This is a genomic window from Citrobacter freundii ATCC 8090 = MTCC 1658 = NBRC 12681, assembly GCF_011064845.1.
Taxonomy (GTDB): Bacteria; Pseudomonadota; Gammaproteobacteria; order Enterobacterales; family Enterobacteriaceae; genus Citrobacter; species Citrobacter freundii.
Map to the genome: position 1 here is coordinate 2734800 of NZ_CP049015.1, position 25480 is coordinate 2760279.

Genomic DNA, 25480 nt, shown 5'->3' on the forward strand with positions numbered 1-25480 from the left:
ATAAATGTGGTTATTTGAAAAAGGTAAAGGATATGGCTCTAGTCTTAGACAAACGCTTAATTCTTTGTTGCTGCGCCTTTTCCATTATCTCTGTGGCAAATGCAGCAACCGTTAACGGAACATTTCAGGTGCTGATGACGATTCAAAAGGCCTGTACCGTGACTGCGGGTTCGGCTTCAAATATCACACTTGGTCCGGTGAATACCACGGCGACAAATACCAGTGCAAGCAACACTATTTCAATTAATTGCTCAAAAACCACGCCCTATTTTATCGGGCTGGCGCCGTCGGCCGCTAATGGAGGGACGACGACGGGCTCGGGCGCCATGTCCTCTGTGGCTAACGCTGCTACCAATACCGATAAAGTGCCCTATCAGCTAAATCGCACGTCAGCAACAGGTCCGGTATGGGGAAATACCGCCACCGACACCGCACCTGGGAATGGCGTAGCAGCGACAGGGACCGGCCTGGTGCAAACTTTTACTGTTTATGCCACCGCACCGAGCGCCAACTTCACTCCTGACGACTATGCCGACACGGTAACGGTTAACGTTAACTACTAACTTCAGGAAGCTATATGAGAGTAAAACTGCCTGTTAAGCAGTGTGCCTGCGCATGCCTGCTAGGGATGGTTGCGAGCGCCAACCTTGCCACTGCCAGTGGGCTGCAAATAGCCCCGGTCACGTTAACGTTGCAAGCGACGCAAAATGCCGATGGTATCTGGTTGAGTAACGCGGGTGAAAATGTGCTCAATGCCCAGGTTCGGGTTTTTCGCTGGAGTCAAAGTGCTTATGACAACAAACTTTCCCCCTCTCAGGGGCTGGTGATAAGCCCGCCGATGTTGGCATTAGCCCCTGGAGAACGTCAGTTGATTCGAGTTATTCGCACAAGCCCTCCCTCGGCACATGCCGAAGACGCTTATCGTTTGTCGATAGATGAGTTACCTCCTGCAAAAGTAGAAAAAAATAAGCTTCAGTTTGTGCTGCATTATTCCGTTCCCGTTTTCATTCAACCAACATCAGCGGCACAAACGCAGGCAAAACTGCAATGGAAATTACAACAACTGGATGGCAAAAAATTTATTGAAGTCAGTAATCAGGGAAATGGGCATGCACAGTTATCTGCTGCAACATTTATAAGCCCTGACGGTACTAAAAAAGTCATTACACCCGGACTATTAGGCTACGTTTTACCAGGCTCAACAATGCGCTGGATAGTCTCCCCGTCGGCCAGTAATAATCATTATGGCGGGAAAATTGAAGTCACAATCAATGGCCAAAAAACAGTACAAGATCTGTAACAGATTCTGGCTTCTGGTGAAATATTGCTTTCTCAATGGAGTATTAATATCGGGAATGGTTTGCGCACAAACGCTGAATAATAACCAGAGTGAGAATGGTGTTATTAATAGCACCTCACAAATTACGGGAGTCGATTTGTATCTCGATGTCACCTTAAATGGGAATCCCGTTGGGCTGGTACATTTTGGCTACGATAATGGAAAGCTTTATGCGGGAGCTAATACCCTGAGTAAAATGGGCTTTCGCTTTGCTCCAGACGCCACTAACGCCGTCTGCCTGAACGATATCCCCCAGTTAACCATTGACTACAACGTTCAGTTGCAAACGCTCTCGCTTACTGCGCCACTTAGTTCACTCGATCTTGCCACCACGCAGCTTAACTCGCCTACCGAAACCGCGCCAACGGCGACAACATCACGCGGAGCGCTGCTCAATTATGATATCTATACCCAGCAGGGGGATGAGAGCGTAATAAATACCTTCAGTGAACTTCGCGCCTTCAATGCTGCCGGCGTGCTCAGCACCACCCAGTTGACGCAGTACTCCACCGAGGGATACGCCGATAACAGCTTTGAGCGCCTTGATACCAGCTGGCGTACCTCATTTCCTGATACGATGTTGGCGTTAACCGTTGGCGATACCCTGACAAGCTCACTCATCTGGTCCCGACCAACGCGTATCGGCGGCATTCAGATAGGCACCGATTTTGGTTTACAGCCCTATATGCCAACCACCCCGCTCCCTGCATATCTGGGATCCGCGACGTTGCCATCAAACGTTGAGCTGTACGTGGACGGTGTCAGGTACTACAACGGAGAAGTCCCCGCAGGTAGTTTTCAGATCAACACCATGCCTAACATCAGCGGCGCGGGAACGGGTCAGGTGATGATGACAGACGCGCTGGGCAGAACGAGCGTACAAAATTTCTCGTTCTACAACGATCAACAACTCCTGCGGGAAGGATTAACCGCCTGGTCGGCAGAATTGGGCACGGTACGCGAAAATTATGGTTATTCCTCTTTTGACTATGCCAGCGCACCGGTATTGAGCGCTACGTGGCGTCGCGGGTTTAGCAATACGTTGACCGCCGGGGCTCACGCAGAAACCAGCGATGGACTAATTAACGCAGGCTTCAGTAACGACTGGATCCCGGGAACCCGCAGCGGCACATTTTCGACATCACTTGCCGCAAGTAGCGATTCAGGGCAGAACGGATTTCTGTATAGCTTTGGTTATCGTTGGTCCGGCGAACGGTTTAATTTCAGTACCAGTAACACGGCAACTTCTGGCGATTACCGCGATGTCGCCACCCATTATGGTGAGCCGCCCCCAACGCTTAACAGCAACACGGTCATTGGCTATTCGCTGGAATCTGCCGGAAATGTCAGCCTGAGTTATCTGCAGTTTCGTTATCCACACGAAAATGCGGTGCGCTACGCCAACGCCAGCTGGTTCAAATCCGTTACAGACAGCATCTCACTGAATGCCGGACTCAACCAGAACATTGACGATAACCGCGATCGCAGTATCTATCTGATGGTAACGATTACCACTGATAACAATCTGAGCGCCAGCAGCACGCTACAACGCACCAACGATGAAACCGGCTATCAGCTCAACGCCAGCAAGACGCCGCCTGCCGACGGCGGTTGGGGCTGGAATCTGGCCGCCAGTCAGCAGGCTTCCCGACAAAGTGGCCAGGGAGAAGTAGGATATCTGGGGCGTTATGGTAAAGCGTACGCGGGATTCAGCCGTTTACCAGATAACCATTACGGCTACGCAGGCGCAACCGGATCGCTGGTGACCATGGGAGGCGGCTTGTTTGCAGCAAGGGAAATCAACAATGGTTTTGCCGTCGTCTCAACTGACGGCGTGCCTGATGTTCCAGTCAAATTGCAAAATAACCTGATTGGCCGCAGCGATGACCAGGGACTACTGCTGGTCACGCCGCTCAACAGTTATCAAAAAAACCTGATCAGTATTGACCCGATGGATCTCCCCACCAATATGCGGATCGCACGCGTTGAGACGAATGCCACGCCTGCAGATCGTTCCGGTACTTTGGTTAGTTTTGGCATCACCACCGTACGTGCTGCGCAGGTTATCCTCGTCGACAATCAGGGTAAGCCAATTCCTGAAGGTAGCATGGCTTACGCCATCAACGGAAAAGGACAGTCGTCTGTCGTTGGTTTTGATGGGATGACTTGGTTCGACACCCTGGAACAGCACAACACGCTGCGCGTTGATACGGACACCGGTAGTTGTCGCGTGCAATTTGACTATCCCGTGTCAGCAAAGGGGATTATGCAAATAGGCCCACTGGTTTGTCGCCCACACTAACAGGAGTACGTTCATGAGGTTAAGACATCTGCTACTCATCGCTGCCGTACTTTTTTGTCCGGCTATTAGCCATGCGGTTACCTGTTCAGTGAGCAATGTTCAACCCATAAATTTAGGTTCGGTCAATCCACTGTCTGCAACAGGCGCAACGTCATCAATGACGTTCAGTTACACCTGCACCAAAGAGCTTGGTGACGCGCTGGCAGGGATCAATCTCTGTTTTAATATTGGCGCCTCGGCCGTCAGCGGCCAGGTGACACCGCGAAATATGTCATTAAGCGGAACGCCTGCCAGTACACTGGCATACCAGCTTTACCAGGATAGCGGGCGCACCAAAGTTTGGGGCAGCCAGTATCAGTCGGGAACCACTTTTCCCATGGTACAGCTTAACCTGCTGAATCTGACGCCAGTGACGGGTTCACTCACGGTATCGGCGCAGATCGTCACACCACAAACCGCAGCCGTCCCCGGAAATTATCAGGATAACTATACGACGGCAACAGCCCTTGTCACTCTCAATCCCGGATTGCTTTTCCCGCCAACAACCTGTGGCGATACGGTTGCCGCCAGGCTGCCTTTCACCGTATCGGCGACCGTAAGCAAACAGTGCAATATCACCTCTGCAACCGATATTAGCTTTGCGCCAGCCAGGGCGACCGGGCGTAACCTTACGGCTTCAAATACCGTGGGCGTAGCATGTTCCAATAACACGCCTTACACCATCGGGCTTCAGCCCTCCAACGGTAATACGGCAGGCAGCGGCGTGATGGCGGGCACGGGGTCAAATACGGATAAAGTCCCCTACCAGCTTAGTTCGACGCCAGGTCCTTCCGGTACGGTCTGGGGCAATACATCACTCAATACCGTCGCGGGCAACGGTACGGGAACAACAACTACCTACCCGGTTTACGCCACCGTCCCCAGCGCGAACTACACGCCAGACAACTATGCCGATACCGTTACCATCGCCGTAACCTACTGACCTCATCTTAACCGCAATAAAGAAAATACATTTTGTTATCAAATTATTTACTTTTAGAGGTGCGTCATAAATCTAACAAATTACGATTTTTATATATTCTGCATATTAAATTACGCACCCTGCAAAACAACCCAATTACAAACAAAGACACAGAATAACTATTCAATCGCAAGTTAAAGCCCATACTAATCATGGCGATAATTCGTGCTGGTCGGGCAGGCCCTTCTATGAAAAAAATGTTAAATTTAGGTTTATATGGTGAGATTCACTGTATACCACGGCCAAATTAAGAACATATTACTTTTATAACTAAGGTTTATCATGGATAAGTTATCTTACGCTTCAGATAGCAGCACATCTGCCTGGAATACCTACCTGCAACAAATCGAGCGTGTGGCCCCTTACCTGGGCGAACTTTCCCATTGGGTGGATACCCTGCGCCACCCAAAACGCGCGCTGATTGTCGATATCCCGGTGCAGATGGATGACGGCACTATCCGTCATTTTGAAGGGTATCGCGTGCAACATAACCTCTCCCGCGGGCCGGGCAAAGGCGGTGTGCGTTATCATCCTGATGTTGATCTTAATGAAGTGATGGCCCTGTCCGCATGGATGACCATCAAATGCGCAGCGTTGAACCTGCCGTACGGCGGTGCCAAAGGTGGAGTGCGCGTCGATCCGTTCTCGCTGTCTGAAGGCGAACTGGAGCGTTTAACTCGTCGTTATACCAGCGAAATCGGCATTATCATTGGGCCGCAGAAAGACATTCCTGCGCCGGATGTAGGTACTAACGGCAAAGTCATGGCCTGGATGATGGATACCTACTCCATGAACCACGGCACCACCGTGACCAGTGTGGTCACCGGTAAACCTATTCACCTTGGCGGTTCATTAGGTCGTGATAAAGCCACCGGTCGCGGCGTTTTCGTCAGCGGTCTGGAAGTCGCGCGCCGTGCCAACATCGAAGTTGAAGGTGCTCGCGTTGCAGTGCAAGGTTTTGGTAATGTCGGCAGCGAAGCCGCCCGACTGTTCGCGGCAGCTGGTGCACGCGTAGTCGCGATTCAGGATCACACCGCTACGCTGTTTAACTCCACAGGTATCGACATGACCGCGTTGTCTGCCTGGCAGTTAGAGCACAAACAGATTGCCGGTTTCCCGGGCGCTGAAACCATCGCCAGCGAGGCCTTCTGGAGCCTGGATATGGATATTCTTATTCCTGCCGCGCTTGAGGGTCAGATCACCCGTCACCGTGCGGAAACCTTGACCTGTAAACTGGTACTTGAAGGCGCTAACGGCCCAACCTATCCGGATGCCGATGATGTGCTGGCAAGCCGTGGTATCGTGGTTGTGCCTGACGTGGTCTGTAACGCCGGCGGCGTAACCGTCAGCTACTTCGAATGGGTTCAGGATATGGCAAGCTTCTTCTGGAGTGAAGAAGAGATCAACAATCGCATGGACAAAATCATGACTGATGCGATGGTGCATGTTTGGGAAAAAGCAGCTGAGAAATCCTGCTCCCTGCGTACCGCAGCCTACATCGTTGCCTGCGAACGCATTCTGCTGGCACGAAAAGATCGCGGAATTTATCCGGGCTAACGCTGAAATCGACCATGCCTACAAACCACCTGTTCTGCAGGTGGTTTGTTTTCCATAAAAAATCGTTCAAAAACTTTCCGCACAAATACCGCCCGACCTCTCACTTTCGCTGTTTTATGCACCATGACGTTCCAATACGGAACATTATTATGCTGCTATGTTTCGTATTGAAACGCTCTTCACAGCAATTTTCTTTTGCAAACCCGTGTGCAAAATTACCTTATCGGCAGCGAGCGGTCGCCGTGGCGTTGTACAAACCGATACCCTACATCAGATGCCTGCCCGAATTTGGCAGCCATCCAGGACTGTCTGCGGAGCATAAATAATGAAAAAATTGATCAACCGTGTTGAAGACGTACTGAATGAACAACTCGCCGGACTGGCGAAAGCGTATCCTTCCCTGGCACTGCATCAGGACCCAGTGTATGTCACCCGCGCAGATGCACCGGTGATGGGCAAAGTGGCGCTGCTTTCCGGCGGCGGCAGCGGGCACGAGCCTATGCATTGCGGCTACATTGGTCAGGGCATGCTCTCCGGCGCCTGCCCGGGTGAGATTTTTACCTCCCCCACGCCGGATAAAATGTTCGAATGCGCCATGCAAATTGATGGCGGGGAAGGCGTGCTGCTGATAATCAAAAATTACACCGGCGACATTCTTAATTTCGAAACCGCTACCGAGCTGCTGCACGAAAGCGGCGTCAAGGTCACCACCATGGTGGTGGATGACGATGTGGCGGTGAAAGACAGTTTGTATACCGCCGGACGTCGTGGTGTGGCTAATACCGTATTGATCGAAAAACTGGTCGGCGCGGCCGCCGAACGCGGTGACTCGCTGGAAGCCTGTGCTGCGCTGGGTCGTAAGCTGAATAACCAGGGCCACTCCATTGGCATAGCCATTGGCGCCTGTACCGTTCCGGCAGCCGGACAACCGTCGTTCACGTTACAGGATAACGAGATGGAGTTTGGCGTAGGTATCCACGGGGAACCGGGCATTGACCGCCGCACCTTCACCTCTCTCGATCAGACCGTTGATGAAATGTTCGATACCCTGCTGGAAAACGGTAACTACAGCCGTACGCTCCGCCACTGGGACAACGTCCAGGGCGCGTGGCATGAAGGTAAAGAAAGCAAGCGTGCGTTACAAAGTGGCGATCGGGTTATTGCGCTGGTCAATAATCTCGGTGCGACGCCGTTGTCTGAACTCTTCGGCGTGTATAACCGCCTCGAAAGCCGTTGCCAGGATGCAGGCATCGTCATTGAGCGCAACCTGATCGGTTCTTACTGTACCTCTCTGGATATGACCGGCTTCTCCATCACCCTGTTACAGGTGGATGACGAAACGCTGAACTTATGGGATGCACCGGTTCACACCCCTGCTCTCAACTGGGGTAAATAAGGAGATTCATGATGTCCCTCAACAGAACACAGATTGTTAACTGGCTCTATCGCTGCGGTGAAATATTCACCACTGAAAGTGATTTTCTCACCGGACTTGACCGGGAGATCGGCGATGCCGACCACGGTCTGAACATGCATCGTGGTTTCAGCAAAGTCGTTGAAAAGCTGCCGTCCATCGCAGACAAAGACATCGGCTTTATTTTGAAAAACACCGGTATGGTGCTGCTCTCAAGCGTCGGCGGGGCCAGTGGACCGCTGTTTGGCACGTTTTTTATCCGCGCCGCCCAGGTTACTCAGGCTCATCAAAGCCTGACGCTTGAAGAGCTGTATCAAATGATTCGTGATGGCGCAGAAGGTGTGATTAGCCGCGGTAAGGCTGAACCTGGCGATAAAACCATGTGCGATGTCTGGCTGCCGGTAGTGGAGTCTTTACGCCAGTCATGCGAACAGAAGCTGAGCGTCCAGGCGGCTCTGGAAGCGGCAAGCCAACAAGCGGAAGTCGCAGCGCAAAGCACCATCACCATGCAGGCTCGCAAAGGCCGCGCCAGCTATCTAGGTGAGCGCAGCATTGGGCATCAGGATCCCGGCGCAACGTCGGTCATGTTTATGATGCAAATGCTGGCTCAGGCGTCCAGAGAGTAAGGATAAAGCGATGGTAAACCTGGTTATTGTTTCTCACAGCGCCCAACTGGGCGAAGGCGTCGGCGTGCTGGCCCGGCAGATGTTAATGGGTGATGGTTGCAAAATCGCCATTGCCGCAGGCATTGACGATCCTGAGAATCCGATTGGCACCGATCCGATTAAGGTGATGGAAGCCATCGAGTCCGTGGCCGATACGGACCACGTGCTGGTGATGATGGATATCGGTAGTGCATTACTGAGTGCGGAAACCGCGCTGGAACTGCTCGACCCTAACATTGCCGCCAAAGTGCGTTTGTGCGCAGCACCACTGGTTGAAGGCACACTGGCCGCGACGGTTAGCGCCGCCGCAGGTGCTGATATCGATCGGGTCATCCGTGATGCCATGAACGCCCTCGACGCCAAATGTGAACAACTGGGTTTACCTTCGCCATCCGCAGCGAAACCCGCATCCGCTGAACTGTCTCCCGACGCTGATGCCCGTTCTGTTGCCATTGTGGTGAAAAACCCTAACGGCATCCACGTCCGCCCGGCTTCGCGGCTGGTTTCTGCGTTGTCTGGTTTTAACGCCGACATGTGGCTGGAGAAAAACGGCAAGTGTGTGGTCCCTGATAGCCTGAATCAAATAGCCCTGCTGCAGGTACGCTGTAATGACACGCTACGCCTGATTGCTAAGGGCGAACAGGCAGAGGATGCGCTGGCCGCATTTAAACAGTTGGCGGCAGAGAATTTTGGTGAATCGCTCGAGCCCGCGCATACTGATAACAAGGCAACTCTGGCTCCCTCAAAAGTCACGGGGACGGCATTTTGTCACACGCCGTTCTCGCCAAAGGTAAACCCGCAGTCCGCCGCATCACTGCAGGCTGAGCAGCAGCGATTACAGACCGCCATCCAAAGTACGCTGAACGATCTGAGCAAACTCACCGCTCTTGCTGAAGAACGATATTCCGCAGATGTCGCCGCCATCTTCTCCGGTCACCACACGCTGTTGGACGATCCTGAACTGTTTGAAATGGCCTGCGATGTAATGCGTGAAAAACAATGCAGCGCCGCCTGGGCCTGGCATCAGGTGCTGAGCGATCTCAGCCAGCAGTATTTACAGCTCGATGACCCTTATCTGCAGGCGCGATACATTGATATTGAAGATTTGCTGTCTCGTTCACTGCAACATTTGACGGGAGAGAGCGCACAAATTCCCGCGTTCTTGCGCCCCACTATCCTGGTCGCTGATGTCATTTATCCGTCTACGGTACTGCAACTCGATCCGAAGACCATCAAAGGTATCTGCCTGCGGGACGGCAGCGAAGCCTCTCATCCGGCGATTATCGCTCGTGAAATGGGTCTGTGCTGGATGTGTCAGCAAGGCGCTGCTCTCGATAGCATCAAGATGGGCGATACTCTGACCATTGACTGTGTCACACAGCGGATAACCCGCGCAAACTGATACCGAAGCACACCCTTTTCGACAAAGGGTGTGCTTCTTCCCTATTCGCGTCGGGAAATGTCTGTTTGTTCGCAAAATGGGGTGTCGATCACGCGCAACGTTCGATCCTGAACTAAGGTTTTCTCATGGTAAATGCCGCTACTTCGGCACACCGCTAAGGAGATTAACCGATGATAACGCCTGCAACTCGCCATCCAGGCCTGCTTTCTGTTGCAATAAAACTGACTCTCGCCAGTACCTTTTTTGCCCTTTCCTCTTTTGCCGTCAATGCAGAAGACGCGCCAGCCGCTACACCGCAGCCGCCAGATATCCTGCTTGGACCTCTGTTTAACGATGTACAAACGGCTAAACTGTTTCCAGACCAGAAAACCTTTGCTGACGCAGTTCCTAACAGCGATCCTCTCATGATCCTTGCCGATTACCGGATGCAGAAAAATCAGTCCGGATTCGACTTACGCCATTTTGTGGAGGTGAATTTCACCTTACCGAAAGAAGGCGAGAAATACGTTCCCCCGGCCGGGCAATCATTACGCGAACATATTGACGGACTGTGGCCGGTCCTCACCCGCTCGACAACTGACGCTGAAAAATGGGACTCGCTACTGCCACTTCCAGAGCCGTATGTGGTGCCTGGCGGGCGTTTTCGCGAAATATATTATTGGGACAGCTATTTCACCATGCTGGGGCTTGCCGAAAGCAATCACTGGGATAAGGTCTCGGATATGGTGGCAAACTTCGCTTACGAGATTGATTCCTGGGGACACATTCCTAACGGCAACCGCACCTACTACCTGAGCCGTTCGCAACCGCCGTTCTTTGCCTTTATGGTTGAACTGCTGGCGCAGCATGACGGGAATGACGTGCTGAAAAAATACCTCCCGCAGATGCTCAAAGAGTACAGTTACTGGATGGAAGGCGTCGAAACACTCCAGCCCGGTCAGCAAAATAAGCGCGTGGTTAAACTGGATGACGGTACCATTTTGAACCGCTACTGGGATGACCGCGATACGCCGAGGCCAGAGTCCTGGGTCGAGGATATCGCCACCGCTAAAAGCAACCCCAATCGCCCTGCCACAGAAATCTACCGCGACCTGCGTTCAGCGGCTGCGTCCGGCTGGGATTTTAGCTCCCGCTGGATGGACAATCCTAATCAGCTGGGTACTCTGCGCACCACCAGCATCGTTCCAGTCGATCTCAATGCGTTGATGTACAAAATGGAAAAAATGATCGCCCTCGCCAGCAAGGCTGCCGGTGATGATGCCAAAGCGGCGCAGTACGATGGCTTCGCTAATGCCCGACAAAAAGGGATCGAAAAGTATCTGTGGAACGACAAAGAAGGCTGGTATGCCGACTACGATCTGAAAAGCCATAAAGTACGCAATCAGCTCACGGCCGCCGCCCTGTTCCCGCTGTATGTCAATGCGGCGGCAAAAGATCGCGCCAGTAAAGTCGCCACAGCCACCCAGGCACATCTGCTGCAACCGGGCGGCCTTGCTACCACGTCGGTGAAAAGCGGCCAGCAGTGGGATGCCCCCAACGGCTGGGCCCCGCTCCAGTGGGTCGCAGCATCCGGGTTACAGAATTACGGTCAGGATAACGTTGCGATGGATGTGACCTGGCGATTCCTTACCAATGTGCAGCACACCTACGATCGAGAGAAAAAGCTGGTTGAAAAATATGACGTGAGCACCACCGGCACCGGCGGTGGTGGCGGGGAATATCCATTGCAGGATGGTTTTGGCTGGACCAACGGCGTCACGCTAAAAATGCTTGACCTGATCTGCGCCAAAGAGAAGCCCTGTGACAGCGTACCCGCATCGCGGCCAACACCGACAAGTACACCACCAGCCGAGCCTAAAAAACAGACTCAACCGACGCCATAACGTCATTACCTGAGCCGTTTTACTCCCCGAATCCGCGCTTCGTCGCGGATTTTTCTGTCATATTTTTCGCTATTTAAGCTGCCTCTATCCCCTCTAGCCCTTATGGGGTATCCGGTGTTTTCATCCGTGAGAATTTGATTCTGAACATGTTTTTATTCGCTGTATATGTAAATATATAGCGAATTTGTAACCTTCAGGATACTGATAATGGCACTGACAAGACGGATGTTTGCCCAACTCGTGGCATCTGCACTGCTGCTACGCCATCTTCCCGCATTGGCGCAAACGCCGCTAACCGTTGCCGTTGGAGGCTCGCCAGGGCCGAATATAACCCAACGCGTGGTCAGCGCGGGGGCGCCCGCTGACATGCTGCTGCTGGCCGTCGCGCCGGAAAAACTGGTAGGGCTTTCCTCCTTTGATTTATCTCGCCAGACCGCCATCCCGTTCCACGATGATATTCGGGCATTGCCGAAACTGGGCAGGCTGGCAGGACGCGCCAGTACCCTATCACTTGAAGCGTTACTGGCGCTTAAACCCGACCTGGTTGTTGACTGCGGCAATGCCGATGAAACCTGGCTTTCTCAGGCCAGACAAGTGAGCGCACAAACTCACATTCCCTGGCTGCTGATTAACGGCGAACTGCGCCATACCCCAGAACAGTTGCGCGCAGCCGGTGAAGCATTGGGCGTCGTCTCGCGTACCGCAATGCAGGCCGCGCTGGCCCGTCGATTTATCGATAATGCAATAGCTTTCTCGCATACAGCTGCAGCGAATCTGCGTTTTTATGCCGCGCGCGGTGCCAGAGGACTGGAGACAGGTTTACAAGGTTCTTTGCATACCGAAGCGGCAGAACTGCTGGGGCTACAGAATGTGGCGCACATCCCCGGAAGACAGGGGCTCACACAGGTTTCAATGGAAAATCTGCTCAGCTGGCAGCCCGATATTATTTTGGTGCAGGATGCGATGACAGCGCAGCACCTACGAGAAGATCCGATCTGGCAAGGGGTCAAAGCGGTTGCTGACCGGCGCATTCTGTTTCTCAGCGGTCTGCCGTTTGGCTGGTTGGATGCACCTCCTGGCATCAACCGTTTACTGGGGTTACGCCGCCTGCACGCCTGGCTTGAACCGCAGGTTAACAAGAGCTTTAAAGCCGATATGCAGCGCTACAGCGAACTGTTCTGGCATACCACGCTAAGCGATGCACAGTATCAACGTCTGGTGGCAGTCTGATGAAAACATCTACCCTCGGTTTTCTGATGATTGCTGCGGTGGTGCTTTGCGCGAGCGTCGCTGCGGTATCGGGCGCGTACCGCCTGGATGCGCAACAGGTTGTGAATCTTATTACAGGTACTGATGACGTCCCGATGCAGGACAAAATCGTCTTCTGGCAAATCCGCCTGCCGCGCATTCTGGCTGCATTGCTGCTCGGCGCGGCGCTGGCAGGCGCAGGAACCACCTATCAGGGCATGTTCCGCAACCCGCTAGTCTCGCCGGATATCCTCGGCGTGGCGGCGGGTGCCGGTTTAGGTGCCTGTACGGCAATCCTGTTTGGATTACCGATCCTGTTCATTCAGCTGTATGCGTTCACCGGCGGTTTATTCGTGGTCGCCGGTGTCTGGTTGATTACCCGGCGAGTCAAGCGCCACGACCCGGTGTTAACGCTGGTTCTGGTCGGGATTGCGCTGGGTACGGTATGTGGCGCGGGGATTTCACTCATCAAAACGCTGGCCGACCCGTATACCCAACTCCCGTCTATCACCTTCTGGCTGCTGGGCGGTTTATCAACGATTACGCTGCACGATCTGTGGTTCTCAGCACCGCTGATCTTCACGGGACTGGTCCCGCTATTGCTGCTGCGCTGGCGCATGAACCTGCTCACCCTGTCGGATGATGAAGCACGATCGCTTGGCATCAACGTCGCCCGACTGCGTCTGGGACTGATCGTCTGCGCAACGTTAATCACCGCCTGTACCGTCGCCATCGCGGGCATCATCGGCTGGATTGGGCTGGTTGTGCCGCATATCGGCCGACTCCTCAGTGGCAATAACCACCAGCAGTTGCTGCCGGTTTCCATGGGAGTCGGCGCCATTTTGCTGCTGCTCACCGATACCCTCGCCCGTACGCTGAGCAGCACGGAAATTCCGCTGGGGATCCTGACTGCATTTATTGGCGCACCGTTCTTTTTGCTGCTTTTGCTACGGGGAAATCGCCCATGACGCTACTGACCGTCCGCCATGCGTCGTTGGGATACCACAGTAACCAGCCCGTGCTACGCGATGTCTCATTTCAGGTTCCGCCCGGCTCCGTCTGTTGTCTGCTTGGTGCCAACGGTAGCGGAAAAACCACCCTGATGCGCACCATTCTCGGCGTTCTTTCGCCGCTTCACGGTGACATTCTTCTTGATGGCATCGCCATAAATCATCTCAACGATCGGCAACGCGCCGCCGCTATCGCCTGGGTTCCTCAGGCGCATGACGGCGCATTTGCCTTCACTGCGCTGGACATGGTGATGATGGGGCTGGCCCCGCAACTGGCGGCATTTGCGGTTCCCGGGGCTAAAGAACACGAAATTGCTCATCAACAACTGGCGATGCTGGGGATCTCTCACCTGGCGCCCCGGCGCTGGAACACTCTGAGCGGCGGAGAGCGCCAACTGGTATTGATTGCCCGCGCTCTGGCGCAACGTCCGCGCCTTTTGTTGCTGGATGAACCCGCTTCCAGCCTGGATTTTGGGCATCAGATCCGTCTGCTCGACACGCTGGTGACGCTGAAAAATTCGGGTATGGCCCTGCTGATGTCTACGCATCATCCGTTGCACGCCCGGGCAATCGCCGACAGCGTGGTACGCGTTGAACCGAACGGTGAGGTGTCGCAGGGGCTTCCTGAACACCAGCTCGCCACCGATCGCCTGGCTGCACTGTATCACGTTACACCGTCACAAATTGCCCACCACCTCTTTGGCTCTCACAATTAAGGAATAAGAATGCTCATTGACGACATTGATTTTGCCGATCTTTACCGTAAACAGTTACAACTGGCGAACAGAACCGAGAAAAAGCCGGAGCACTGGGATAAACGTGCGGAAAAAATGGCGGAGAATTGCGCCTCATTAACCGACAGCTATTTGCTACAGCTGTTGGGGAAAATCGACCTGCAAGGAGCGGAGTCACTATTTGATATGGGCTGCGGTCCCGGTACGGTCTCGCTGGCGCTGGCTAAAAAGATACCAATAATTTACGGCGTAGATTACAGCCAGGGAATGCTGAGCGTTGCTGCCCGCCGCGCTGTGCAAATGAACGCCCGTCACGTACAGTGGGTGCAGCGGGCCTGGGAAGAACACTGGGATGATTTACCCCAGTGCGATATCGCCGTCGCCTCGCGCTCTACGCTGGTTGCCGATATGCGCCAGGCAATGACCAAACTGAATAATCAGGCCCGGCTGCGGGTTTACACCACCCATCTCGTCAGTTCATCTTTCGTTTCCCCCTCCATTCAACGTGCGCTGGGCCGCGAGGTGATTGAGCTTCCCAACTATATCTATGCGCTTAATGTCCTGTATCAGATGGGGATCCACGCGCACGTCGATTTTATCCGCGGCCCCAACTGTCAGCAGGACAACAGTACCTGGACGCGCTTTCTGGAAAACGTGCGCTGGAGTATGGGCGAACTAAGCGCCGACGAGGTCGAACGTCTGGAAACCTGGTATCAGCAGCAGGATCCACGCGCGATTGCCCCTGCCAGCCGTGACTGGGCGCTTATCTGGTGGGACAGCGTCCCACGGGAGGCGCTGCGATGATCTACTTTTCGCAGGCGCAAACCGACGCGCTGCTGCTGGAAGATATTCAGGGCGGCGATCTGACTACCCGCGCGTTGGGAATTGGCGCACAGCCGGGCGTTATGGCGTTTTACCATCGCCAGGGCGGGTGTGTTAGCGGCACCGCCGTTGCCAGACAAATGCTGACGTCATTAGGGCTGACAGTCAGCGACATGGTGGCCGATGGTGAACAGGTAAGTGCAGGACAGCGATTGATTTGTGCGCATGGGAATGCGGCGGCGCTGCACCAGGGCTGGAAAGCGGTACAAAATGTCCTGGAGTGGAGCTGCGGAGTTTCGGGCTATCTTGAGAGCATGTTGAGCCAACTGCGCCAACGCTATCCTGATGGGCAGATTGCCTGCACCCGCAAAGCCATTCCCGGCACGCGTTCGTTGGCGACTCAGGCAATACTCGCCGCCGGGGGCATTATTCATCGCGGAGGATGCGCCGAAACGGTGCTGCTGTTCGCTAATCACCGCCGTTTTCTTACCAACCCAAACGACTGGACAAACGCGGTTGCGCGCTTACGCAGCCATGCGCCAGAAAAAAAGATCGTCGTCGAGGCGGATACGCCAGATGAAGCATTAGCCGCGCTACGCGCCGCGCCCGATATTCTGCAACTCGACAAATTCACCCCTGAGCAGGCGACAGACATTGCCCGCCTGGCACCTTCACTGGCCCCCCATTGCACGCTGGCGCTGACTGGCGGCATTACCCTCGCCTCGCTGGCGGGTTATCTCGACTGTGGCATCAGGCTCTTTATCACTTCCGCACCTTATTACGCTCCACCTGCGGATATCAAAGTTAACCTGAGCCCGGACGCACGTGGCATATAACATTAAAAAATGGACTAACAATAATGAATTTCAACAAAAGTTGTCTTTACACAGCCCTGTCGTTTGCTTTCGCGCACAGTGCTTTTGCTGGGCAAGAAAGCGAAACCATGACCGTCTGGTCAAGCCCGGCCTCTGCGGCAACCACTACGGTTCTCGGCCAGGAAACGATCCAACAGTTGGATAAACAAAACGTGGCGCAGGCGCTAAGCGTCGTCCCCGGCGTGGTGCTGCAAAAGTCGGGCAACCGCAATGAGCAGCAGGTGAAAGTGCGCGGTTTTGACAGCCGTCAGGTTCCCGTCTTTTTTGACGGTGTGCCGGTGTACATCCCCTATGACGGCAACCTCGATTTAGGCCGTTTTCTGACATCCGATATCGCTTCAGTTGAAGTTTCCAAAGGCTACTCATCTCTGCTACAAGGGCCTAACCAGATGGGCGGTGCCATTAATATCACCACCAAAAAGCCCACCAAACCAATTGAAGGCAGCATCGGCTATCGCCAGGGCTGGAGTCGTAGCAAAGACAACGCTCACGATATGCACGCTTCATTTGGCGCGAGTAACGATCTGGGTTATATCCAGCTCAGCGGCAGCCAGTTGAAGCAGGATTTCCTTGGCTTACCGCACGGCGTGGACAATCCGGTTGCGGGTAGTCACGGCAAGATTGCCAACTCGTCCGCCGATGATAAACGCGGCATCGTGAAGCTGGGCTTTACCCCTCGCGGCGATGATGAATATGTCCTGACCTATATAAATCAGGACGGTGAAAAAGATAACCCACCATATGCCGGAACCAGCAATCAGAAATCACGCTACTGGCAATGGCCACAGTACGATAAAGAGAGCTATTACTATCAGGGCACCACCCATCTGGGCGATCGTTTCACTCTGAAAAGCCGTCTGTATCGCGATACCTTTGAAAATACGTTGATGATGTACAACTCGCTTGCCGATCTGAAAAACAAAAAAGGCAACTACAGTCATTATTCAGACTATAGCGATGGAGCTGGCCTGCAGCTCGCTGCGGATATGCGTGAAAACGACCTGCTCTCTTTCGCCGTAAACTGGAAGGATGATGTTCACCGCGAGAAAGGCGCACCGAATGCGGCTTACGACCGTTACGAAGACCGTACCTGGTCTGTTGCCAGTGAATATCAGTGGGCGGCGGCGGATAATGTCGATGTAGTGGCGGGAATAAGCTATGACTGGCGTGACAGTCTGGAAGGCATGAAGCACGAAAAAAATGGTAGCGTCACCCACTATGATGACAACAATCAGTCGGCCTTCAACTGGCAGATGATGACCAAATATCACTTCGAAAATGCAGACACATTAGCGCTGTCCTATTCTGACAGAACGCGTTTCCCTACGTTGAAAGAACGCTACACGACCTCAAAACCGGCCTATAACCAGGTGGCGCTGGTCAATCCGCAGCTTAAACCTGAACGAGCCCACAGCGTGGATCTGACCTGGAATGGGTCACTTAGTCAGAACTGGGGATTCGAAGCCAGCGTGTATTACAACCGCATCAGCGACGCCATCCTTTCACACAATATTGATGCCGACACCATCCAGAATCAGAACAGTGGCCGGGTGGATTACACCGGTCTGGATGCAGGCGTTAAAGGTAAAGTCTTTGATATGCTGGATGTCGGTCTGAGCTACGGCCTTATTCATGCAGACGTCAAACGCAGCGACATCGGCAAGATTACCGACCTGCCAACGCAAACCCTGACTGCCTGGATGACGCTGAAGCCATGGGATCCGCTCAGTATTACGCTGTCAGAAGAGGCCCGTTCGTCGAGCTATAGCAATAGCGACGGCTCACAGAAAGCCGCTGGTTTCGCCATTACCCATTTACGCGCTGACTACGCCATCGGTCACGGATTCAGCGTTAACGCGTCGGTCAATAACCTGTTCGATACGCAGTACGTTTATAGTGAAGGATTTATTGAAGAAGGCCGTAATTACTGGGCGGGGATTGAGTATCAGTTCTGACTTAGCAATACAGAGAAACGGCCCCCGCGGGGGCCGTTCGATTAATCTCGCCGCACCAGTCGGAAGACACCCAGCACAACAATCGCGCCTACCACGGCCACCAGGAAGCTGTGGAGATTAAACCCGCTGACATCGCCGCCGATACCAAACATCGTTGCCAGCCATCCACCGACCACAGCACCGACAACACCGAGAATACAGGTCAGGATAAATCCACCGCCATCGCGCCCCGGCATAATCAGTTTGGCGATAACCCCCGCAATCAGACCAAAAATAATCCAGGCAATAATTCCCATTTTCAGGCCCTCTTTCCAGTGAACGCACGCGCAAGACATTCTTGCGCCAGCCTTTAAAGTATAGGCAAACCATCGCTATATGCTGTTTTCACGCAGACTTAATTCATTGGCGTTGGTAAAAAATTTCATCCATTTGTATTAAGTTCCGTTGATTGATGCCGATAATCCAACGACAAACCAGGCATCCGGGAGTCATTAGGTGTGAGTAACTACAATGAGCAGTTCCTGAAGCAAAATCCGTTAGCGGTGTTAGGTGTACTTCGGGACTTAAAATCGCAGCAGGTTCCACTGCGTATCTCCTGGTCGGGCGGCCAGTTCATCAGCAAAGTTCTGGCCGTCAGCCCGGACGAGCTGGTCATGGATTTTGGTAGCCAGGAATATGAAAACCAGGCCGTACAGCGGGCCAGTCAGATCTCGATTATCGCCGAAACGCAGGGAGCCAAAGTAGAATTCACCCTGCCACAGTTAAAAAAAGGTGAGTATCAGCAACTGCCAGCGTTTATTTCATCCTTGCCGCCTTCCCTGTGGTTTGTTCAGCGTCGGGAATATTTCCGCATCGGCGCTCCGCTGCATCCTCCCTATCGCTGCACGGCAAAAATGCCGGACAACAGCACGCTGTGCTTTCGCTTATTCGATTTGTCGCTTGGCGGTATGGGCGGGCTGTTAGAAACGGCAAAACCAGAAGGACTGGTAGAAGGTATACGCTTCGCGCAGGTTGAACTGAACATGGAACAATGGGGAGTGTATCACGTTGACGCCCAGCTTATTTCCATTAGCGAACGCAAAGTTATCGACAGTAAAAACGAAACCATTACCACTCCCCGCCTGAGCTTTCGTTTTCTCAACGTCGGCCCGGCGGTGGAGCGGAACTTACAGCGGATTATTTTTTCCCTTGAGCGCGAGGCCCGGGAAAAGTCGAACAAAGTGCGCGATTAACATCACCTGAATTACATTACATCCAGCGCTTGCTGAAGCTTCCAGATATAGCGCGGAGCTTGCGGCGCCGGATGATTGTCCGCAACATGTTCAATAAATTCATCCGGGCTGAGATCGTTGATCTTATTGATGGCTTTCTTCCTGTCGGAAGAGAACGTTCGCAGCAATGCTCCCGCTCCGTTAGCGTACGATACTACCAGTGCATACTGCATCACCTGCGGATCCTCAATCCCTGCCAGCGGCCCGGTCTCCAGAATGCTCAGGTATGCGGCCCCCATGGAGATATTGCGTTCGGGGTTTTTCAACTCGCTGGTCGACGGCTCTCCGCTCCATCCCATGCGACGATAAACATCGCGGCCTGAAGTCGAGGCTTTTAACTGCATCAGACCAATAGCATTAGACTTACTGACCGCATTCGGATTACCGCCTGATTCAATGGCAATAATAGCAGTAATCAATTGTGGACTGACACCCCAGGCCGCACCGGCTTTTTCACTGATCGGCATCCATTGCATTGCGCGTTTAACCGGAACTTCAGCATTCCACGGCGGGTTTTTGTAATCATGTTTTGAACTACAGCCCGCAAGTAATACAACCAAAAAAGCAAACCATCTCAATTTCACGTCATCTATCCTTATAGCCGGAACCTGTCGCTGAGGTGACAACGACATACCTACGCGGCATGATATACATTTGGTTTTAGTTGTAGCAAGGAAATGCCATGTCCCGGTTTCACTTAATTGCCCCGTCGGGCTACTGTATCAATCAGCAGGCTGCGTTACGTGGGCTTGCACGTCTTACTGAGGCCGGTCATCAGGTCGATAATTCAGCGGTCATTGCGCGCCGCTGCCAGCGTTTTGCGGGTACTGAGGCAGAAAGGCTTGCTGATGTGAACTCGCTCGTTAATCTGAAAACCCCCGATACCATTGTGATGGCGGTACGTGGCGGCTATGGCGCGAGCCGTTTACTGGAAGATATTGACTGGCAAGGGCTGGCAGCCCGCCAGCAACAAGATCCGCTGCTGCTGTGCGGGCACAGCGATTTTACGGCGATCCAGTGTGGTCTACTGGCTCAAGGGAATGTGATTAGCTTCAGCGGCCCGATGCTGGCGGCCAACTTCGGTGCCGAGGAGATAAACGCATTCACCGAGCACCATTTCTGGCAAGCATTGCGTAATGCCCAATTCACCCTCGAATGGCAGGGTGACGGTCCGCAGTGCGCGACTGAAGGTACACTGTGGGGCGGAAATCTGGCGATGATCATTTCGCTGATGGGTACACCGTGGATGCCGGCCATCAAAAACGGCATTTTGGTGCTGGAAGACATTAACGAGCATCCATTCCGTGTCGAGCGCATGCTGCTGCAACTGTACCACGCGGGAATACTGGCCCAGCAAAACGCCATTATCCTCGGCAGTTTTAGCGGCAGCGCGCCGAATGATTACGACGCTGGTTACAATCTTGATTCAGTTTGTGATTTTCTGCGCACCAGGCTGTCCGTTCCGTTGATCGGCGGCCTCGATTTTGGCCATGAACAACGCACCGTCACCCTGCCGCTGGGAGCCAAAGCGGTGCTGAAAAACGATAAAAACAGCACTCAGCTCACCTTAAGTGGGCATCCGGTACTAAAATCGTAAAAAAAGCGGCTAATGGGGCTAAGTAAAACGCTGTTTCTGTCGTTATTATGGTAGGGTTTATTAATACGAAACAGCGTAATTCAGGAGTAACCGAACGTTGGATGCCGCAGCAATTATTAGCCTTTTTATTTTGGGTTCCGTTCTCGTCACCTGCAGTATCTTACTCAGTTCATTCTCATCACGTCTCGGTATCCCAATTCTGGTGATATTTCTCGCTATCGGTATGTTAGCGGGTGTGGATGGTATTGGCGGCATACCTTTCGATAACTATCCTTTCGCCTACATGGTGAGCAACCTGGCACTGGCGGTTATCCTACTCGACGGTGGCATGCGCACTCAGGCCAGCTCTTTTCGCGTTGCGTTAGGCCCGGCGCTATCGTTGGCGACGGTCGGTGTGCTGATTACTTCCGGACTCACTGGCATGATGGCCGTGTTTTTGACCATCACACTCATCGCCATGATCCAAAATCACGAGACCGGCTTAAGCTGGATGTTCGCGGTGCACATTATCCAGCAGTTTGGCTTAGGAATCGCTATCGGTCTTGGCGGTGGATATATGCTCCAGCAGATGATTAACCGCATTTCTCTGCCTGCCGGACTGTATCCACTCTTGGCGTTAAGCGGTGGGATCCTGATTTTTGCCCTGACCACTGCGCTGGAAGGCAGCGGTATTCTGGCGGTTTATCTGTGTGGTTTCCTGCTGGGGAATCGCCCCATCCGCAACCGATTTGGTATCCTGCAAAACTTCGACGGTCTGGCCTGGCTGGCGCAAATCGCCATGTTCCTGGTGCTTGGACTGCTGGTTACGCCGTCCGACCTGCTGCCTATCGCAATCCCTGCGCTGATTTTGTCTGCGTGGATGATATTCATTGCCCGCCCGCTTTCGGTCTTCGCCGGACTGCTGCCGTTTCGTGGCTTTAATCTGCGCGAGCGTATTTTCATCAGTTGGGTGGGTTTGCGCGGCGCGGTGCCGATCATCCTCGCCGTCTTCCCAATGATGGCGGGCCTGGAGAACGCGCGCCTGTTCTTTAACGTCGCCTTCTTCGTGGTACTGATCTCGTTGCTGTTTCAGGGAACGTCACTTTCATGGGCCGCGAAAAAAGCCAAGGTGGTGGTCCCTCCCGTCGGCTGGCCCGTTTCGCGCATTGGTCTCGATATTCACCCAGATAACCCGTGGGAGCAGTTTGTTTATCAGCTCAGCGCAGATAAGTGGTGTGTGGGTGCCGCGCTGCGCGACCTGCATATGCCGGAAGAAACGCGAATAGCCGCCCTGTTTCGTGACAACGTGCTGTTTCACCCCTCCGGCAGCACGCGTCTGCGCGAAGGCGACGTATTGTGTGTTATTGGTCGCGAGCGCGATCTCCCAGCTCTCGGCAAGCTATTCAGCCAGTCGCCACCGGTGTCGTTAGACCAGCGCTTCTTCGGTGATTTTATTCTGGAAGCCAGCGCGAAATATGCCGATGTGGCGCTGATTTATGGCCTGGATGATGGCACAGAGTATCGTGATAAGCAGCAAACGCTGGGTGAAATTGTCCAGCATCTGCTTGGTGCCGCGCCGGTCGTCGGTGACCAGGTGGAATTCGCTGGCATGATCTGGACGGTGGCCGAGAAGGAAGATAATGCAGTGCTGAAGGTCGGTGTTCGCGTTGCTGAAGACGAGGATGAGTAAAGAGGATGTTGTTTGCCGGGTGGCGGCAGCGCCTTACCCGGCAAACAAAAGTTACACCGTCACAACCGGTACGCGCAGCGCCAAAGAACACATCAACTCGTAGCCCACCGTTCCTGCTGAGGTAGCTACATCATCAATTTTAATCTCTTTGCCCCACAGCTCTACCGGTGTCCCGATCCCTGCCTGCGGGCACGGTGTCAGATCTACCGCCAGCATATCCATTGAGACTGTCCCCACCGTCCAGGTACGTACACCGTCCACCAGCACAGGCGTTCCGCTTGGCGCATGGCGCGGATAACCGTCTGCATAGCCGGTCGCCACTATTCCAATGCGCTGCTCGCCGCTGGCGGTGTAACGGCCACCGTAACCCACCCGATCGCCAGCTTTCAGCGTTTGTATGCCGATTATCTCGCTGCTCAGAGTCATCACTGGCTTCAGGCCGGTGTTGGCGATGTCCCGCCATTGTCCCGAAGGCGACGCACCATACAAAATAATGCCCGGACGGACCCAGTCATAATGCGCTTCAGGGTGCCACAGCGTGGCGGCCGAATTCGACAGTGACCGTCTGCACTCCAGTCCTTCTGTTGCCTGCGCAATACGCGCCATTGCTTCCTGGATACCTTCCGGGTGCTCTGCATCTGCAAAATGCGACATCAGCGTCATTTCGCCGACGTTGGGCATCGCCCGCAGCTGTTGCCAGACCGTTGGAACTCTTTCCGGTAAAAACCCAAGCCGGTTCATACCGCTGTTCACCTTCAGGTAAACATCGAGCGGTGCTTTGAGGCGGGCATTCTGCAATGCTTTTAGCTGCCAGTTACTGTGTACACAGGTGGTCAGTCGATAATTGTCATATACCGTCAGGTCTTCAGCGTGGAAAAAACCCTCCAGCATGAGTATCGGGCCTTTCCATCCGCGCTCGCGCAGGGTTATCGCCTCTTCAAGATTGAGCATGGCAAAACCATCGGTTGTGCCCAGCGCATTCCAGACGCGTTCAATGCCGTGTCCATATGCATTGGCTTTCACCACCGACCAGACGCGAGCGTCCGGCGCTGCCTGGCGGGTAATGGTCAGATTTTGTTTCAACGCCTGCAGGTCAATGCTGGCCAGTATCGGGCGGGTCATCTCACGTCCTTATCAGTTATGTGCGCCATGTAAATGTCGTGGACGAGAGGGGGTAAACCCCGGACTGTAACGCGCCACGCTCAGATCGTCATAAGGTATGGCTGGCGTACGGCCAGAAAGGATATCGCTCAGCAACTGACCGGAACCGCAGGCCATGGTCCAGCCCAGCGTGCCGTGGCCGGTATTGAGCAGCAGATTCTTAAAGCGGGTGCGCCCCACCACCGGCGTACCGTCCGGCGTCATCGGACGCAGTCCGGTCCAGAAGGTTGCCTGCTCCACATGACCACCGCGCGGGAAGAGATCGCGTACGACCATTTCCAGCGTTTCACGACGAGGTTGTAGCAGCTCTGTATTAAAACCGACAATCTCCGCCATGCCGCCAACCCGAATACGATTGTCAAAGCGGGTAATAGCGATTTTGTAGGTTTCATCAAGGATAGTAGAAACCGGCGCACCGTCGTCTTGCGCTACCGGAATAGTCAACGAATAGCCTTTGAGCGGATAGACCGGGATATCAACGATCCCTTTCAGCATCGCCGTGGAATACGAACCAAACGCCATCACATAGGCATCGGCTTTGATAATCTCTTCGCCGCACTGGACGCCATAAATCTGCTCACCATCGCTCAGCAGCTTATCGACCGGGGTGTTAAAGCGAAACTTAACGCCCGCCTGCTCCGCCATCTGCGCCAGACGCTGGGTAAACAACTGGCAGTCGCCGGTTTCATCATTCGGTAAACGCAGACCGCCGGTCAGTTTGTGCGCTACTTCTGCCAGTGCCGGTTCGACTTCCGCCAGACGATTTGCTTCCAGGAGCTGATATGGCACGCCAGCGTCTTCGAGCACGGCGATGTCGCGAGTGGCGTTCTCATACTGTTGAGCGGTACGGAACAGTTGCAGGGTTCCGCCCTGACGTCCTTCATACTCAATACCGGTAGAGGCGCGCAGCGCTTTCAGACAATCACGGCTGTATTCCGCCAGTCGCACCATGCGTCCTTTATTTTCCATGTAGTGGCTAGTGTCGCAGTTGCGCAGCATCTGCCACATCCATTTCAACTGGAACTGGGTTCCGTCAAGACGAACGGCCAGCGGAGCGTGGCGCTGAAACATCCATTTGATTGCTTTAAGCGGTACGCCTGGTGCCGCCCATGGTGCCGCATAACCTGGAGATATTTGCCCCGCGTTCGCCGCACTGGTTTCCAGTGCCGGACCGGGCTCACGATCAATGACGGTGACATCGTGTCCAGCCTGACTTAAGTACCAGGCGCTGGTCACGCCAACGACACCACTTCCCAGTATGACAACTCGCATAGCCACTCCGTTAACAGTAAAAGAACAATCATCTAATTACATCTTGATAACTCAGTTGAAAATATTATTCAACATATGGCTTTTTTATGGTGACTTATCTCACATATAGCGGTGATGGCGGGGAACTCTCTGCTTTGGCATCTCCTGCTGTGCGTTATTTTTATCCAGCATAAAATTTTGCGGCAATGCCGTTTTTCAACGCCTCGCTAACGAGAAATCGCAAAGAAAAAATTTCTGCCGCAGCACGTTTTTTAACACCATGATCTATGCTTGAAATGAGGTA

At 53.6% G+C, this 25480-nt stretch carries 21 protein-coding genes and 2 pseudogenes; 18 read left to right on the forward strand and 5 right to left on the reverse strand.

From position 1 onward, the window contains the following. Positions 1-32: 32 nt before the first annotated feature. From G4551_RS13125 to G4551_RS13195, 15 genes are all read left to right on the forward strand, one after another. Positions 33-563, forward strand: a complete 531-nt coding sequence (locus G4551_RS13125; protein WP_003020867.1) for a Csu type fimbrial protein — start codon at positions 33-35, stop codon at positions 561-563. Positions 564-577: 14 nt separating this feature from the next. Continuing rightward, positions 578-1300, forward strand: coding sequence for a fimbrial biogenesis chaperone (locus tag G4551_RS13130; protein WP_003020869.1), 723 nt, complete (start codon positions 578-580; stop codon positions 1298-1300). A 55-nt stretch (positions 1301-1355) separates the two neighbouring features. Further along, positions 1356-3641: a fimbria/pilus outer membrane usher protein gene (locus G4551_RS13135; RefSeq protein ID WP_003841539.1), complete on the forward strand. Its 2286-nt coding sequence runs from the start codon at positions 1356-1358 to the stop codon at positions 3639-3641. 13 nt (positions 3642-3654) lie between these two features. Beyond that, on the forward strand, positions 3655-4623 hold the full coding sequence (locus G4551_RS13140) for a Csu type fimbrial protein (protein ID WP_032941266.1): 969 nt from the start codon (positions 3655-3657) through the stop codon (positions 4621-4623). A 321-nt stretch (positions 4624-4944) separates the two neighbouring features. After that, a complete protein-coding gene (locus tag G4551_RS13145) occupies positions 4945-6219 on the forward strand; it encodes a Glu/Leu/Phe/Val family dehydrogenase (RefSeq protein ID WP_003841543.1) in 1275 nt (424 codons plus the stop codon). 325 nt (positions 6220-6544) lie between these two features. Continuing rightward, positions 6545-7615 (forward strand): dihydroxyacetone kinase subunit DhaK, encoded by a 1071-nt coding sequence (gene dhaK / locus G4551_RS13150; protein WP_003020880.1) that lies wholly within the window; start codon positions 6545-6547, stop codon positions 7613-7615. An 11-nt stretch (positions 7616-7626) separates the two neighbouring features. After that, entirely contained in the window at positions 7627-8259 is a 633-nt protein-coding gene (gene dhaL / locus G4551_RS13155) for a dihydroxyacetone kinase subunit DhaL (protein ID WP_003020881.1), read from the forward strand. A 10-nt stretch (positions 8260-8269) separates the two neighbouring features. Continuing rightward, a complete protein-coding gene (gene dhaM / locus G4551_RS13160; protein WP_003020885.1) occupies positions 8270-9700 on the forward strand; it encodes a dihydroxyacetone kinase phosphoryl donor subunit DhaM in 1431 nt (476 codons plus the stop codon). 170 nt (positions 9701-9870) lie between these two features. Continuing rightward, entirely contained in the window at positions 9871-11583 is a 1713-nt protein-coding gene (locus G4551_RS13165) for an alpha,alpha-trehalase (RefSeq protein WP_003841545.1), read from the forward strand. Between the two features lie 207 nt (positions 11584-11790). Beyond that, a complete protein-coding gene (locus G4551_RS13170) occupies positions 11791-12813 on the forward strand; it encodes an ABC transporter substrate-binding protein (RefSeq protein ID WP_003841547.1) in 1023 nt (340 codons plus the stop codon). Positions 12814-12839: 26 nt separating this feature from the next. Then, the gene (locus G4551_RS13175; RefSeq protein WP_369712959.1) at positions 12840-13799 is read left to right on the forward strand and encodes a FecCD family ABC transporter permease; all 960 of its coding nucleotides are present in this window, start codon (positions 12840-12842) and stop codon (positions 13797-13799) included. After that, the gene (locus tag G4551_RS13180; protein ID WP_003841551.1) at positions 13796-14557 is read left to right on the forward strand and encodes an ABC transporter ATP-binding protein; all 762 of its coding nucleotides are present in this window, start codon (positions 13796-13798) and stop codon (positions 14555-14557) included. Before G4551_RS13175 ends, G4551_RS13180 begins: the two co-directional genes overlap by 4 nt. 9 nt (positions 14558-14566) lie before the next feature. Continuing rightward, entirely contained in the window at positions 14567-15379 is an 813-nt protein-coding gene (locus G4551_RS13185; RefSeq protein ID WP_003841553.1) for a class I SAM-dependent methyltransferase, read from the forward strand. Next, the gene (modD, locus tag G4551_RS13190) at positions 15376-16233 is read left to right on the forward strand and encodes a ModD protein (RefSeq protein ID WP_003841555.1); all 858 of its coding nucleotides are present in this window, start codon (positions 15376-15378) and stop codon (positions 16231-16233) included. The genes G4551_RS13185 and modD overlap by 4 nt, the downstream gene beginning before the upstream one ends. 23 nt (positions 16234-16256) lie before the next feature. Next, complete coding sequence (locus G4551_RS13195) at positions 16257-18227, forward strand: TonB-dependent receptor plug domain-containing protein (protein WP_003841557.1); 1971 nt, start codon at positions 16257-16259, stop codon at positions 18225-18227. Positions 18228-18268: 41 nt separating this feature from the next. On the opposite strand, the gene G4551_RS13200 is transcribed toward G4551_RS13195, so the two are convergent. After that, complete coding sequence (locus G4551_RS13200; protein ID WP_003020908.1) at positions 18269-18523, reverse strand: GlsB/YeaQ/YmgE family stress response membrane protein; 255 nt, start codon at positions 18521-18523, stop codon at positions 18269-18271. Positions 18524-18724: 201 nt separating this feature from the next. Between G4551_RS13200 and ycgR the strand changes: the two genes are divergently transcribed. After that, complete coding sequence (ycgR, locus tag G4551_RS13205) at positions 18725-19459, forward strand: flagellar brake protein YcgR (protein ID WP_003020911.1); 735 nt, start codon at positions 18725-18727, stop codon at positions 19457-19459. 11 nt (positions 19460-19470) lie between these two features. On the opposite strand, the gene emtA is transcribed toward ycgR, so the two are convergent. Beyond that, a complete protein-coding gene (emtA, locus tag G4551_RS13210) occupies positions 19471-20082 on the reverse strand; it encodes a membrane-bound lytic murein transglycosylase EmtA (RefSeq protein ID WP_003020914.1) in 612 nt (203 codons plus the stop codon). Positions 20083-20180: 98 nt separating this feature from the next. On the opposite strand from emtA, the gene ldcA reads away from it, so the two are divergent. Together ldcA and G4551_RS13220 are read left to right on the forward strand one after the other, a co-directional pair. Beyond that, positions 20181-21095, forward strand: coding sequence for a muramoyltetrapeptide carboxypeptidase (gene ldcA / locus G4551_RS13215; RefSeq protein WP_003841560.1), 915 nt, complete (start codon positions 20181-20183; stop codon positions 21093-21095). Positions 21096-21297: 202 nt separating this feature from the next. Further along, positions 21298-22698: pseudogene (locus G4551_RS13220) on the forward strand (potassium/proton antiporter); the annotation flags it as partial. Here G4551_RS13220 and G4551_RS24115 read toward each other — a convergent pair. The 3 genes and pseudogenes from G4551_RS24115 to G4551_RS13230 all read right to left on the reverse strand — a co-directional run. Then, a pseudogene (locus G4551_RS24115) lies at positions 22699-22758 on the reverse strand (hypothetical protein); the annotation flags it as partial. A 57-nt stretch (positions 22759-22815) separates the two neighbouring features. Further along, a complete protein-coding gene (dadX, locus tag G4551_RS13225; RefSeq protein WP_003841564.1) occupies positions 22816-23886 on the reverse strand; it encodes a catabolic alanine racemase DadX in 1071 nt (356 codons plus the stop codon). A 12-nt stretch (positions 23887-23898) separates the two neighbouring features. Continuing rightward, positions 23899-25197, reverse strand: coding sequence for a D-amino acid dehydrogenase (locus G4551_RS13230; protein WP_003841565.1), 1299 nt, complete (start codon positions 25195-25197; stop codon positions 23899-23901). Positions 25198-25480 lie beyond the last annotated feature (283 nt).